Raw genomic sequence first — 13,987 nt, 5'->3', positions numbered from 1 at the left:
CTTCCTAACCGACGCGCTCTGCTCGACCGAGCAGACCTTGGGGACGGACCAACAGGATCAGCACGAGCACGACCAGCGCGGTGACGTACTTGAGCTCGGACGGCAGGATGATCGACGACATCTCCACGAGGAGCCCGACGATGATGCTTCCTGCCATCGTGCCCCAGATGGTGCCAAGACCACCCAAGGTGACTGCGGCGAAGACGAGCAAGAGGATCTTGTTGCCGACCTGGTAGTCGAACCCGTTCGTCAGGCCCCACATGATGCCGGACAGGCCGGCGAGGGCGCCGCCGACGATCCAGATCGTCGTGATGACCCGGTCGACGTCGATGCCGGAGGAGGCCGCGAGCGCGGGGTTGTCGGAGACGGCTCGCGTCGCCTTGCCGAGTCGCGTCCGCTGCACCGCGAGCGACACGACCACGAGGACCACGACGCAGACCACGGCGATGTAGAACGCCTTGGGTGAGATGCCGATCGAGCCGATGTTCCACAGCTTGCCGGCCGGAACGCCGGTGTACTGGTGGTTGTCGGCGCCGAAGAAGTACTGGTAGATGTTCCGCAGGAAGATCGACAGGCCGATGCTGACGATCATCATGGCGATGAGGCCCGTGCCCCGTCCGCGCAGCGGTTTCCACAGCAGCCGGTCATTGGCCAGGCCGAAGGCGCCCGACAGGATCACGGCCAGCAACGCGGCCGGGAAGAACGCCCAGCCCCATTGGTCCTGGAACAGGAAGGCAGCCAGAGCGCCGAACGTGATGAGCTCGCCGTGCGCGAAGTTGGTGAGGCCGGTGGTGCCGAACACGAGCGACAGGCCGAGGGCCGCGAGGGCCAGCAAGAGGCCGAGGAAGATGCCGTTGATCCCGCTCTGGCCGATCTCGGTCAGCTTGCCGACCGAGTTGTCGGTCGCCGGGCCGATGGCGTAGTTGATCTGGATGTCGGAGTCGGTCTTGATGGTGACCTTGTACGAGGTCTTCTTGGGATCTCGCAGGTCGGCGCCCTCCGGAAGTGTGTCGGTGTCGATCTTGACGGTGATCACTTCGCCGAGCAGATCGATCGGGGCACCGGGCAACGCGATCGAGAACGAGCCGTCGGCACCACTGGTGCCGGAGGCGATCTCGGCGCCGTCCTTCTCCACGGAGATCTTGACGCCTGGCACCGGTTTCGCCGGATCGGTGCGGGTGTCGGCGAGTTTTCCGGTGACGTCGATCGCTTCGTTGGTCGCCGCCTGGGCGGGCGACGTCAGGCCCATCAAGAGGACCCCCATCACGATCGAGAGCAGTGCCGCTGTTCGCAGTCGCACGCATGACTCCTGTCCGCTGATGCACGGGTTGGTTCAAATGTGATCCTCGGACTATAGCCACATGCGAGAGTCACACACGTCACAACGCGGGCTCCCAGGTAACAGTTGAGTTTCGAGACGCTGTGTCAGTGCACGACAACGGCGATCTGGCAGAGCACCGGCGCGATCACGAGGGCCGGCAACAAGTCCGCGACGTGGATCGACTTGAGGTCGAGCAGCCGGAACGCGACACCGATCAGGATCAGCCCGCCGGTCGCGGTGAGCGCCTCGAGGTGGGCGTCGGGCAGGAATGACCCGAGCAGGGCGCCCAGCACCGTGAGGGAGCCTTGGATGACCGCGACCGACACCGCCGACGCCATGACGCCGATGCCGAACGACGCCGCGAACGCCAGGGCGGCGAAGCCGTCGAGCGACGCCTTGAGCAGCAGCTGGTCGGCGCCGTTTCCGAGGCCCTCGTTGATCGACCCGAGGATCGTCAGTGGTCCGATGCAGAAGACGAGGGAACTGATGACGAAGCCTTCGATGAACCGCTGTCGGCCCTCTGCGGCTTCGCCCGGTGTCAGGCGGCGCTGCAACCAGCCGCCGAAGTCCTCGAGGCGGTCCTCGAGCCGAAGGACCGAACCGATGATCCCGCCGAACACGAGCGAGCCGAGGACGATCAACGTCGGGGCACCGCGGTCGACGGCATCGACGAGGTCCGGGGAGCTGACGGCCATCGCGGCGTCCGCGGCGATCAGGAGCGTGACGAGACCGAGCGCGGACGTGACCGTCGAACGTACGCGAAGACTCAGGCGGTGGCCGATCAGGAGTCCCAGTCCCGAGCCCGCGACGACGGTCGCCACATTGGTGGCTGTGCCGAACCCGACGAACATGTAAGGTCTCCTTCGACAATTGAGGTTTCAACCGGGTACGCCCGCAGCACCCCGCGCGTAGTGTGTCATTTCTACGCCTGCGCCAGGTGCGCGGGAGTTTCTGACTCGAGACAAGGGACGTGCATGTCGGCTCGACCGCACATCGTTCTCCGCGACGCCGATCGCGAAGACGCACATGCTCTCGTCACCCTCTGGGCGGAGTGCGCCGGAGCCAGCAAGGACGAGGGGTCCGAGGCGTTCACCCAGCAGGCCCTGTGGCGGGAGCCCGGCGTCGCCGAGGCGGCTGCAGCGCTCGAGCTCAACCTCGGACGTCACGACAGGCGCATCATCGTGGCCCTCGTCGACGGCGAGATCGTCGGTGCCACGGTCTGCACCGTCGGCACGCTGACCCCCATCAACCTGACGCGCATCCTGATCATCACCGAGATCCAGGTGTCGCCGCGGTTCCGCCGCAAGTCGGTCGCGTCGACGTTGCTGTCGGCCGCCGCGAGCTACGGCGAGGAGCACAACTGCGAGATCGTCGTCGCATCCGTGCCGGTGCACTCGCGTGAACCGCACCGTTACCTCACCAAGATCGGGTTCAACCAGATCGCGGTGCTGCGGGCGATCCAGGCCAGCAAGCTGCGGTCGCGCCTCACGATGAAGGCCACCAACTCACGTGACACCGGCAAGCTGATCGCCGTGCGCCGCACGCTTCGCCGGCGCACCGACGCCCGCGGTCACTCGCGCACCTGATGCGCTGACCGACCCCTCGCGGTTCGTCAGACCCGGCGACTAGAGTCGACCGGGTGGACCGCCTCCTGCTGATCGACGGCCATTCCGTCGCCTACCGTGCCTTCTTCGCCCTTCCCGTCGAGAACTTCTCGACGACGACGGGCCAGAGCACCAATGCGGTGTTCGGGTTCACGTCGATGCTGATCAACGTGCTGCGCGACGAGAAGCCGACGCACGTGGCGGTCGCGTTCGACGTCTCCCGCAAGACGTTCCGGCTCGATCAATACGCCGAGTACAAGGGCAACCGGTCGAAGTCGCCGCCGGAGTTCACCGGCCAGATCCCCTTGATCAAGGAGATCCTCGATGCGTTGCACATCACGACGTTCGAGAAGGAAGGCTTCGAGGCCGACGACATCATCGGCACGTTGACGACCCGCGCCGAGGCCGCAGGCATGGAGGTGCTGATCTGCACCGGTGACCGCGACGCGCTCCAGCTCGTCACCGACAGGACCACGGTGCTCTATCCCCGCAAGGGGGTGTCCGACCTGGCTCGCATGACGCCGGCCGCGGTCGAGGAAAAGTACGCCGTCACGCCGGACCACTATCCCGACATCGCCGCGCTGGTCGGCGAGACCAGCGACAACCTGCCGGGCGTGCCCGGCGTCGGCCCCAAGACCGCGGCCAAGTGGATCAACCAGTACGGCACCCTCGAGGCGCTCGTCAACGACGTCGACAACGTGCCGGGCAAGGCCGGCGAGTCGCTGCGCGAGCACCTCGACAGCGTTCTGCGCAACCGCAGCATCAACGCCTTGATCCTCGACCTCGACCTGCCGGCCGGCCCTGCCGACCTGGCGTTCGACACGGTGTGGGACCGCGAGGCGATCCACACGGTGTTCGACGCGCTTGAGTTCAATGCCCTGCGGGTCAGGTTGTTCGAGGCTTTCGGCGACGTCGAGCCCCAGGCCGAGGAGGGTTTCGACCTCGAGGGGGCGACGCTGGCGCCCGGTGAGGTCACGGCCTGGCTCGAGGCCCAGTCCACGTCCGGCGCGCGGCTCGGGCTCCACGTGCAGGGCTCGTGGGGCCGTGGCACCGGCGACGTCGTCGGTCTCGCGATCGCCTCGGACGAGTCCGCGGCGTGGATCAGCACCGACGACATCACCGCCGAGGATGACGCCGCGATCGCGGCCTGGCTCGCCGATCCCGACCGGCCCAAGGTGCTGCACGACGCCAAGGGACCGTCGCTGGCGCTCGAGGCCAAGGGCTGGCCGCTCATGGGCGTCGCCGCCGACACGGCGCTGTCGGCCTACGTCGTCCGCCCTGACCAGCGGTCCTACGACCTCGGCGACCTGTCGCTGCGCTACCTCAAGCGCGAGCTGCGCGACGAGTCCGACAACTCCGGCCAGCTGACCCTCGACACCGACACGGTCGGCTTCGAGTCCGGCATGCTGCGAGCCCGCGCGACGCTCGACCTCGCCGCGGTGCTCGACCAGGAGGTCGAGCAGGCCGGCGGCACGGCGTTGATCCACGACGTCGAGCTGCCGCTCGTGGCCACGCTCGCCCGCATGGAGCGCACCGGCATCGCGATCGACGACGACCACCTGATCGAGCTCGAGTCCGAGTTCGCCGCGCGGGCGCAGAACGCCGCTTCCGAGGCGTTCGCCGCGATCGGTGGCAAGGAGATCAACCTCGGCTCGCCCAAGCAGCTGCAGGTCGTGCTGTTCGACGAGCTCGGCATGCCCAAGACCAAGAAGACCAAGACCGGCTACACGACCGACGCCGAGGCCCTGCAGCAGCTCTACGTCAAGACCGAGCACCCGTTCCTGCAGCACCTCCTCGACCACCGCGACGTGACGCGACTGCGGCAGACCGTCGAGGGCCTTCGCAAGTCGATCTCCGACGACGGTCGCATCCACACGACGTACGCCCAGACGATCGCCGCGACCGGCCGGCTGAGCTCCAACGACCCCAACCTGCAGAACATCCCGATCCGCACGGCGTCAGGCCGGCGCATCCGCGAGGCGTTCTGCGTCGGCGAGGGCTTCGACACGTTGGTCACGGCCGACTACAGCCAGATCGAGATGCGCATCATGGCGCACCTGTCCGAGGACGCCGACCTGATCGCGGCGTTCAACTCCGGCGAGGACTTCCACACCGTCATGGCGGCCAAGGTGTTCGCCAAGGAGCCGAGCGAGATCGACGGTGGCCTGCGAGCACGGATCAAGGCGATGAACTACGGCCTCGCCTACGGCCTGTCGTCCTACGGGCTCAGCCAGCAGCTCAACATCTCGACCGGCGAGGCCCAGGGCCTGATGGACGACTACTTCGAGCGGTTCGGCGGAGTGCGCGACTACCTGCGCGGGCTCGTCGACGAGGCTCGGCAGACCGGCTTCACCGAGACGATCATGGGTCGTCGCCGCTACCTGCCCGACCTGCAGAGCGACAACCGGCAGCGCCGCGAGATGGCCGAGCGTATGGCCCTCAACGCCCCGATCCAGGGATCGGCCGCCGACATCATCAAGGTCGCGATGCTGGGCGTCGAGCGCGCCCTCGACACTGCCGGGCTGACTTCGCGCATGCTGCTGCAGGTGCACGACGAGCTCGTGCTCGAGGTCGCTGCGGGGGAGCGGGAGCAGGTCGAGCAGCTGGTCCGCGACCAGATGGCCTCAGCAGCCGACCTCTCGGTGCCGCTGGATGTGTCCGTCGGCGTCGGCCGCACCTGGCACGAAGCCGGTCACTGACCCGCTGCGGACTACCGCGGGTGGCTCGGGGCGAACACGAACACCGCGGCCGCCAGGCCTGCTGCAACCAGCGCGACGGTGAGGACGAGGCCGGTGATGCCGACCCCCAGCCCGTACGCCGCGGCGAGCACCGCGACCACCGCGCCCCAGATCATCACGACGATGCCGTGGGCGTGCCGGGCCAGGGCGTCGAACACCAGCAGGTGCACGATCGCGAGGCACGAACCGGCGACCGCGAACAGCCACAGCCGCCCCATGACCTCGTCGTACTGATGACCGCCGACGAGGATCAGCGCGACGCGGGGGAGCGCGGCAGTCGCGAGCACGGCGAGGGTGCCGAAGCCGGCGACCAGCGAGACCGCGCGCAACCTGGCGTGGTGCGTCGTCGCTCGAGCCAGGTCGGGGAACAGCACGACACTGACGAACTGCGGGAAGAACAGCGCCGCCTTCGCGAGGATGAGCCCCGAGGCATACAGGCCGCTCTCGTGCTCGTCGAATCGGTTGCGGGCGATCAATGAGTCGAGGTTGCTGAGCACGAAGTACGCCAGAAGTGCGTGCGTCGAGAACAGCGCCTCCTTCAGCAGCGGGCGACGGCTGATCGTCGCGCCGTTGCCATGACCGATCATCAGGCGGGCACCGGCGAGTGCGGGCAGCCAGGACCCGATCGCGATGCCGATCATCGCGGAGTTGACGCTGGGGGAGATGACGAGGGCGAGCGCTCCGCCGAGCAGGCGTCCCAGCCCGTTGCCGACGTAGATCGCGGTGAGGGCACCCCATCGGGCGGTCCCTTGTGCGATGCCGGACTCGGCGCCCATGACGGTCAGCGGCACGAGCGTCGCTCCGCACAGGAGCACCGCCCAGTGGCTGTCGAGCTTGAGCACGGGGGTGAGGACGACGGTCGACGCCGCGACGAGCAGGCCGACAGCAGACGCGACGATGACCGTGACCCTGACGGTCGCGTCGATGATGGCGTCGCGGTTCGCGGGGTCGATCGCGAGCCGTCGAGCCGTGACCGCCTGCAGGCCCAATGACGCCACGGAGCCGACCAGCAGGATGCCGAACAACGCCGTGAGGGCACCGAACTCCTTGGGCAGCAAGGCCCGTGCCGCGATGACGTTGAACCCGTAGACGGCGATGTTCATCGTCATCATCCCGGCTGCCACGAGGGTCCCGCCCGTCATCGTCGCGCGCGTGGTCCTCGAGGTCACCTCGACAGCGTACGGAACTCCTGCGGTCACAGCCGCATCCGGCGCGCCAACGACGAAAGTGCCCCGAGGTTACGCGGAGATTTCGTGGGTGACCCGCTGACATGGTCAAATACGTGCTGGAGGGAGTCAGCAGCTAGGACTCACGTGCGCTGAGGGGCGCCACCTAGTGCTGCACACAATCATGAATTCACGTGTCATCAAGGGAGCCGTGCTCGCGGTCTTCGGTGCGCTGACGATCGCGTTCGGGCATATGTTCGGCCTCGACCTCGATCAGGTCGCGCTGCTGGGGATCACGCTCGGCGCCGTCATCGGTCTCGTACCCGATCGCTCGCTGGTCGAGCGCCTGCTCGGCTTCGCCGCCGGCTTCGTCATCGCCTACGTCGGCTACGCCCTGCGAGCCGGCGTCCTGCCGGACACCGACACGGCCCAGGCCGTCGCGGTCTTCGGCGTGATCATCGTCGCCATGCTGGTCTCGGTCGCCACGGGCAGCCGCGTGCCGCTCTGGGCGATCCTGGTCGGTGGCGCCGCGATGGTCGGTGCCTACGAGCAGACGTACGCCGCTTCGCCGTCGTTGTTCCTGACCGATGCCCCGACCGCCGCCACCACCGTGCTGCTCGCATCGGCGATGGGTGTCGTCGGCTCGATCCTGCTCGGTGAAGAGGTCGTCGAGACCCGTCAGCGCGAAGAGGCGTCCCGCCACCGCGAGGAGGTGTCGTCATGAGGAACCCCATCCGCACGCGCAGCGCGGTCCTCGCGATCGGCGTCTTCTCCCTGTCGGCAGCCGCGTTGGCTCCGGGCGCGTACGCTGCGGGGTCCGACGACGTGAAGGTGTCCAACACCGAGACGGTCCAGGTCGCGATGGACGCGTCGGGCAAGATCGACGCCCAGCGCGTCTACGAGCAGCTCGTGCTGACCGGCAAGGGCAAGGTCGACGTCGCGAACCCGATCTCGACCAAGGGCCTGCGCAACCTCGACGGCTTCGGCGGCTACGACGTCCGCGACGGTGCGGTGCGCATCAAGACCGACGTCGACGGCACCAAGAAGTACCGCTCGGTCTCGGACTTCACCAAGAAGCTCCCGCTCGACATCAAGGTCACCTACACCCTCGACGGGAAGAAGATGGATCCGAAGGACGTCGTCGGCAAGTCCGGCACGCTCGAGGTCCGCTACGTCGTCACCAACGTCACCGGCACGACCGAGGACGTCCCGTACACCAACGGTGAGGGCAAGACCGTGACCTCGCCGCAAGAGGTCGTCGTCCCGATGGTCGGCACGCTCGACACGACGCTGCCGTCCAACTTCACCAAGGTCGTCCCCGATGGCGCCAACGCGGCCGGCGACGGTCGTGGCGGCACGATGCTGTCGTTCACGATGACGCTGATCCCGCCGATCGGGAAGGCGACGGCCGAGATCGGTTACACGGCCAAGGTCAAGGACGCGACGATCCCCAAGGCCGACATCTCGGCGCTGCCGGTCAACCCGCTCGAGAACGTCTCGTTCAAGGGTGGCGCCGAGGCATACAAGGGTGGCGCCGAGACGGGCCAGGACCTGACCGCCGGGGCGACCGAGATCAACGCCAACGTCCTCAAGCTGCGCGACGGTGCGAGCGACCTGGTCGCCGGCATCCTCAAGCTGCAGGACGGCGCCAACCAGCTCTCCGCCGGCGGCGGTGAGCTGAACGCTGGCGCGGCGAAGCTGCGGGCTGAAGGCACGAGCGAGGTCGCCGCAGGTGCCTCCAAGCTGCAGAAGGAGGGCACCGGGAAGCTGGCTGACGGAGCCGACCAGCTCAACGATGGCGCCGGCGCGCTGTCCGATGGCCTCGAGCAGGCCGGATCCAAGGCGCCGGCTCTGCTCGGAGGTCTCAAGACCGTCGCAGATGGTTTGGCTCAGGTCGACGCCGGACTGACCCAGCTCAACGGCCAGGTGGTTCCCGGTGCCAACCAGATCTCGGGCGGAGCGGCAGCGCTCATCAGCGCGATCGACAACCAGCTCGCCCCGGGGCTGGACCAGGTGACCGGAGCCCTCGATCAGGCGCTGGCTGTGGCTGCGAACGTTGCGGATCCCACACAGAAGGCGCAGCTGACCGCGCTGCTGAGTGGCGCCAAGTCGGGCGTTGCAACGGTCAAGGGCGGCCTCACGGGCTCGGTCAAGACCGGTCTTGCCGGCATCAAGGGTGGTGGCGATGCGATCTCAACCGGGGTTTCCGGAGCCACCGGTGATGGCGGATCGCTCAAGAAGGGCGTCGCGGCCCTCCGGAAGGGCGTCGACCAGCTCCAGGACGGTGGTGCAGCCTTGGCCGATGGTCTTGGAGAGCTCTCGGCGGGTGCCAACAAGCTCAAGGCGGGGACCGGCGACCTGAAGTCTGGCGCCGACACCCTCGACGGAAAGGCGACCGAGCTCAGCGACGGCGCCAAGACCGTCGACGGCAAGATGGGTGAGCTGACCGCAGGGTCGTCGAAGCTCAGCAACGGCCTGGTGGAGCTCAAGACCGGTCTCGACACCGCCGCTGAGGGTGCTCCGGCACTGCCCGAAGGTGCTGACCGGCTCTCCAAGGAGGGCACCAGCAAGGTCGTCGAGTCCGGCAACGAGACCGCGATGGACTTCGGCCAGCGCTACGCACTGCTCGAGGCCGGCGCCAAGCGCGCCACGTCCGCGCAGCCGTACGGCAGCCCCGAAGGTGCAACGGCTCTGACGGCGTACAAGTTCGAGATCGCAGGTGAGGACGGCGCGGACGCAGCCAACCTCAAGCGGGGTCTCGCAGCGATCGCGCTGATGGTCGCCGCTGGTGGCTTCGCCGCGATCCGGCGGCGCGGCCTGATCTAGGCACGCCCAGGACGGTGGCGTCGCGATGGGAGTCGCGGCGCCACCCCGTCCGGCGTGGCCGGGTGTTCTAGGGTGAGATTCCTATGACCGTCGCTCCCGCTGCCGCGCTGTGCACCTTCGTCGACCGCTCACCGACCCCGTTCCACGTCTGCGAGACTGTCGCGGCCGAGCTCGAGACGGCGGGCTACGTCCGGATCCGCGAGCAGGACACCTGGCCGACCGGGCCAGGGCGGCACTACGTCATCCGCGGTGGATCGCTGGTCGCGTGGTCGACCGAGGCGAGCCAGGCGCCAGGTGACGCCTTTCGCGTCGTGGGCGGTCACACCGACAGCCCCAACCTGCGGCTCAAGCAGCACCACGACCTGTCGCCCGAGGGCCTCGGCGTCGTGGCTCTCGAGCCCTACGGCGGCGCGTGGCTCAACTCGTGGCTCGACCGCGACCTCGGCGTCGCCGGCCGGCTGGCGCTGCGGGACGGCACCGAGCGCCTGATCCACATCGATGAGCCGGTGCTCCGCGTGCCGCAGCTGGCGATCCATCTCTCGGCCGAGCGCAAGGGCGTCGAGCTCGACCCGCAGCGCCACCTCAACGCGATCTGGTCGACCCAGCCCGGCGAGTTCCTCGAGCTCGTGGCCGGTCAGGCCGGCGTCGACCGCGGCGACATCCTGGGCTTCGAGCTCATGGCGCACGACGCCACGCCGAGCGCCTTGACCGGTGCGCGCACGGAGCTCGTCTCGGCGCCGAGGCTCGACAACCAGGTCACCTGCTTCGCCGGGCTGCGGGCCTTGCTCGACGCCCCGCCTGTGGACGGCATCCGGCCGGTCCTGGCTCTGTTCGACCACGAAGAGGTCGGCAGCACCTCGGAGCGCGGCGCCCAGTCGGACCTCATCGCCACCGTGCTCGAGCGCATCGTGCTCGCCGACGGCGGCACGCGCGACGACTACCACCGCGCGATCGCCTCCTCGGTCTGCGCGTCCGGCGACATGGCGCACGCGACGCACCCCAACTACGCCGAGCGGCACGAGGCCCTGCATCACATCGCGATCGGCGGGGGACCGGTGCTCAAGGTCAACGTCAACCTCCGCTACGCCACGGATGCGCCCGGCGCCGCAGTGTTCGCCCTCGCCGCCGAGCAGGCGGGGGTGCCACTGCAGCGCTACGAGCACCGCGCCGACCTACCGTGCGGCTCGACGATCGGCCCGCTCAGCGCCGCGCGTACGGGGATGCTGACGATCGACGTCGGCGCTCCGCAGCTTGCCATGCACTCGGCGCGTGAGCTCATGGGCGCGGCGGATGTCGACACCTACGCCCGTGCGCTCTCGGCGTTCTTGTCGCCCGCCTGACCCGCCTTCCCGTGCAGGACCCCCGTCGCGTACGATTGGAGGTGCGCTGATGGCCTGTACGTACCTCGGACAGAGCAGGCCCGTGCTCGTGCCCATGTCGGGCGAAGCCCGCAGAAACCTTGGTGGGCACCTCTTCTCGACTCATCACGATCCAAGGGCTGTCAGACGTGCCCGACAATTCCACCCATCCATCGGAGCAACTCCTCTATGTCAAGCAGTCTCGCCACACCCCACGTAGCACCACAGGTCGCCGTCAACGACATCGGCTCTGAGGAAGACTTCCTCGCCGCAATTGACCTCACCATCAAGTACTTCAACGACGGCGACATCGTCGAAGGTGTCATCGTCAAGGTGGACCGTGACGAGGTTCTCCTCGACATCGGCTACAAGACCGAGGGCGTCATCCCCTCCCGCGAACTTTCGATCAAGCACGACGTCGACCCCAACGAGGTCGTCTCCGTCGGCGACAACGTCGAAGCCCTCGTCCTCCAGAAGGAGGACAAGGAAGGCCGCCTCATCCTGTCGAAGAAGCGTGCGCAGTACGAGCGCGCGTGGGGCGACATCGAGAAGATCAAGGCCGAGGACGGCGTGGTCGAGGGCACCGTCATCGAGGTCGTCAAGGGCGGCCTGATCATGGACATCGGTCTGCGCGGCTTCCTGCCGGCGTCGCTGGTCGAGATGCGCCGCGTGCGCGACCTCGACCCCTACATCGGTCAGAAGATCGAGGCCAAGATCATCGAGCTCGACAAGAACCGCAACAACGTGGTCCTGTCGCGCCGTGCCTGGCTCGAGCAGACCCAGTCGGCCGTGCGCCAGAACTTCCTCACCGAGCTCCAGAAGGGGCAGGTCCGCAAGGGCGTCATCTCCTCGATCGTCAACTTCGGTGCGTTCGTGGACCTCGGTGGCGTCGACGGACTCGTCCACGTGTCCGAGCTGTCCTGGAAGCACATCGACCACCCCAACGAGGTCGTCCAGGTCGGCGACGAGGTCACCGTCGAGGTGCTCGACGTCGACATGGACCGCGAGCGCGTCTCGCTGTCGCTCAAGGCGACGCAGGAAGACCCCTGGCAGCACTTCGCCCGTACGCACCAGATCGGCCAGATCGTGCCGGGCAAGGCGACCAAGCTGGTCCCCTTCGGTGCGTTCGTCCGCGTCGAGGAGGGCATCGAGGGCCTGGTGCACATCTCCGAGCTCGCCGAGCGTCACGTCGAGATCCCCGAGCAGGTCGTCCAGATCGGCGACAGCGTCATGGTCAAGATCATCGACATCGACCTCGAGCGTCGCCGCATCTCGCTGTCGCTCAAGCAGGCCAACGAGACGGAGGCCGCAGTCAGCGATGACTTCGACCCGACGCTCTACGGCATGACGTCGTCCTACGACGCCGATGGCAACTACATCTACCCCGAAGGTTTCGATCCCGAGACCGGCGAGTGGCAGGAGGGCTTCGACGAGGCCCGCGCCACGTGGGAGAAGCAGTACGCCGAGGCGCACGAGCGCTGGGAAGCCCACAAGAAGCAGATCGAGGAGGCCGAGAAGGCCGGCATCGAGGCTTCCGAAGCGGCCAACTACTCCTCGGACACCGCAGCCGGTGACGACGCTCCGCAGCAGGAGGGCTCGCTGGCCTCGGACGAGGCGCTGCAGGCGCTCCGCGAGAAGCTCACGGGCGGCGAGTAACACCTCGCCCCACGCCAAGAACCCCCGGTCCACACGGACCGGGGGTTCTTGACGTTCGGGGCGTCACACGAAGCTGTTGGGCGGGAACGAGTCCAGGTGGCTGCGAGGACCGGGACGGGTTCCATACCCGTCTTTCGGGATCAGCACGGCGAGTGCGACCCCGGTGGCGATGACCAGGAGCGTGATCAGGAGGATGAGCATGGCAGTAATTCTCGTCCGTTGAAGATGCTGCCACCAGTGGCAGGAATGCCAGTGTGCGTTGATTTTCTGCCATCTGTCCGGGATGCTCGACCCATGAAGACCGTTGCAGTCGTGGTGCAGGACGGCGCCGAGCCCTTCGGCCTGGGATCGATCTGCGAGGTGTGGGCCGAGCCTTATCACCCCGAGGACGACAACCCGGTGTTCGACTTTCGCGTGTGCACGCCGCGGCCCGGGCGGGTGCGCGGACGTGCCGGCTTCGACCTGCACGTCGAGCACGGCCTCGACGCGATCGCCGACGCCGACCTCGTGTGCTTCTCGCCCAAGCACGAGTACCTCGACTTCGACCCTTTGGTGCTCGAGGCGGCCCGTGAGACGTACGAGCGAGGCGCCCTGGTCTACGCCCACTGCTCGGCGGCGTTCCTGCTCGCGGAGGCGGGCCTGCTCGACGGCCGCGAGTGCACGACGCACTGGCGCTACACCGATCGCATGGCGCGCATGTATCCCCAGGCGATCGTCCGGCCCGACGTCCTTTACGTCCAGGAGGGCAACATCATGACCGGCGCCGGGTCCGCCGCCGGCATCGACGCCTCGCTGCACCTCATGCGGCAGATGTACGGCGCCAAGGTCGCGACGACCACGGCTCGCCGCATCGTCGTGGCGCCGCACCGCGACGGCGGCCAGGCCCAGTTCATCCGTACGCCCATGGGACAGACCGAGGCCGACACGCTCGCACCGCTCCTGGCCTGGGCCAGCGACCACCTCGACGAGCCGCTCTCGGTGGAGAAGCTGGCCGCGCAGGCGCACATGTCGCCGCGTACGTTCGCCCGCCGGTTCCGCGACGAGACCGGCACGACGCCGCTGCAGTGGCTCACGAGCCAGCGTCTCGCCCATGCCGAGGAGCTGCTCGAGAACTCGTCGCTGTCGGTCGAGCAGATCGCCTCGCGGGTGGGCTTCGGCAACGCCGCGACCCTGCGTCACCACTTCTCGATCGCCCGTGGCACGACGCCTCAGCAGTATCGCAAGACGTTCACGTGCGTCGACGAGCCTGACCGCGTGGATGAAGCCGTCTGACGGCCCGAATCCGGCACTGCTACGGCGTGGGCGATACAGTCTGACC

11 protein-coding genes are annotated in these 13,987 nt (G+C 67.8%); 7 read left to right on the top strand and 4 right to left on the bottom strand.

What is annotated here, in order from left to right:
* Nucleotides 1–4 precede the first annotated feature (4 nt).
* On the bottom strand, nt 5–1,300 hold the full coding sequence (locus ESP70_RS02680) for an ABC transporter permease subunit (protein WP_149687818.1): 1,296 nt from the start codon (nt 1,298–1,300) through the stop codon (nt 5–7).
* A gap of 125 nt (nt 1,301–1,425) precedes the next feature.
* Entirely contained in the window at nt 1,426–2,172 is a 747-nt protein-coding gene (locus ESP70_RS02675; RefSeq protein WP_149687817.1) for a DUF554 domain-containing protein, read from the bottom strand.
* A 123-nt stretch (nt 2,173–2,295) separates the two neighbouring features.
* On the opposite strand from ESP70_RS02675, the gene ESP70_RS02670 reads away from it, so the two are divergent.
* Together ESP70_RS02670 and polA are read left to right on the top strand one after the other, a co-directional pair.
* Nucleotides 2,296–2,907, top strand: a complete 612-nt coding sequence (locus ESP70_RS02670) for a GNAT family N-acetyltransferase (RefSeq protein WP_149687816.1) — start codon at nt 2,296–2,298, stop codon at nt 2,905–2,907.
* Between the two features lie 53 nt (nt 2,908–2,960).
* Nucleotides 2,961–5,624, top strand: coding sequence for a DNA polymerase I (gene polA, locus ESP70_RS02665; RefSeq protein WP_149687815.1), 2,664 nt, complete (start codon nt 2,961–2,963; stop codon nt 5,622–5,624).
* Between the two features lie 11 nt (nt 5,625–5,635).
* Here polA and ESP70_RS02660 read toward each other — a convergent pair whose 3' ends face one another.
* Complete coding sequence (locus ESP70_RS02660; protein ID WP_149687814.1) at nt 5,636–6,832, bottom strand: MATE family efflux transporter; 1,197 nt, start codon at nt 6,830–6,832, stop codon at nt 5,636–5,638.
* A 181-nt stretch (nt 6,833–7,013) separates the two neighbouring features.
* On the opposite strand from ESP70_RS02660, the gene ESP70_RS02655 reads away from it, so the two are divergent.
* The 4 genes from ESP70_RS02655 to rpsA all read left to right on the top strand — a co-directional run bounded on the left by ESP70_RS02655 (nt 7,014) and on the right by rpsA (nt 12,669).
* Nucleotides 7,014–7,553 carry a hypothetical protein gene (locus ESP70_RS02655; RefSeq protein WP_149687813.1) on the top strand — a complete coding sequence of 180 codons (540 nt, stop codon included), beginning with the start codon at nt 7,014–7,016 and terminating at the stop codon, nt 7,551–7,553.
* Nucleotides 7,550–9,655: a hypothetical protein gene (locus tag ESP70_RS02650; protein WP_149687812.1), complete on the top strand. Its 2,106-nt coding sequence runs from the start codon at nt 7,550–7,552 to the stop codon at nt 9,653–9,655. Before ESP70_RS02655 ends, ESP70_RS02650 begins: the two co-directional genes overlap by 4 nt.
* Before the next feature lie 83 nt (nt 9,656–9,738).
* Nucleotides 9,739–10,995 (top strand): M18 family aminopeptidase, encoded by a 1,257-nt coding sequence (locus tag ESP70_RS02645; protein WP_149687811.1) that lies wholly within the window; start codon nt 9,739–9,741, stop codon nt 10,993–10,995.
* Nucleotides 10,996–11,202: 207 nt separating this feature from the next.
* Nucleotides 11,203–12,669 carry a 30S ribosomal protein S1 gene (rpsA, locus tag ESP70_RS02640; protein WP_056213433.1) on the top strand — a complete coding sequence of 489 codons (1,467 nt, stop codon included), beginning with the start codon at nt 11,203–11,205 and terminating at the stop codon, nt 12,667–12,669.
* Nucleotides 12,670–12,732: 63 nt separating this feature from the next.
* On the opposite strand, the gene ESP70_RS19970 is transcribed toward rpsA, so the two are convergent.
* Complete coding sequence (locus ESP70_RS19970) at nt 12,733–12,870, bottom strand: hypothetical protein (protein WP_188110459.1); 138 nt, start codon at nt 12,868–12,870, stop codon at nt 12,733–12,735.
* Nucleotides 12,871–12,963: 93 nt separating this feature from the next.
* On the opposite strand from ESP70_RS19970, the gene ESP70_RS02635 reads away from it, so the two are divergent.
* Nucleotides 12,964–13,941, top strand: a complete 978-nt coding sequence (locus tag ESP70_RS02635) for a GlxA family transcriptional regulator (protein WP_149687810.1) — start codon at nt 12,964–12,966, stop codon at nt 13,939–13,941.
* The last annotated feature ends 46 nt before the right edge of the window (nt 13,942–13,987 follow it).

This window comes from Aeromicrobium ginsengisoli (assembly GCF_004134905.2).
Classification (GTDB): domain Bacteria; phylum Actinomycetota; class Actinomycetes; order Propionibacteriales; family Nocardioidaceae; genus Aeromicrobium; species Aeromicrobium ginsengisoli.
This window is presented reverse-complemented; position numbering and strand designations above follow the sequence as displayed.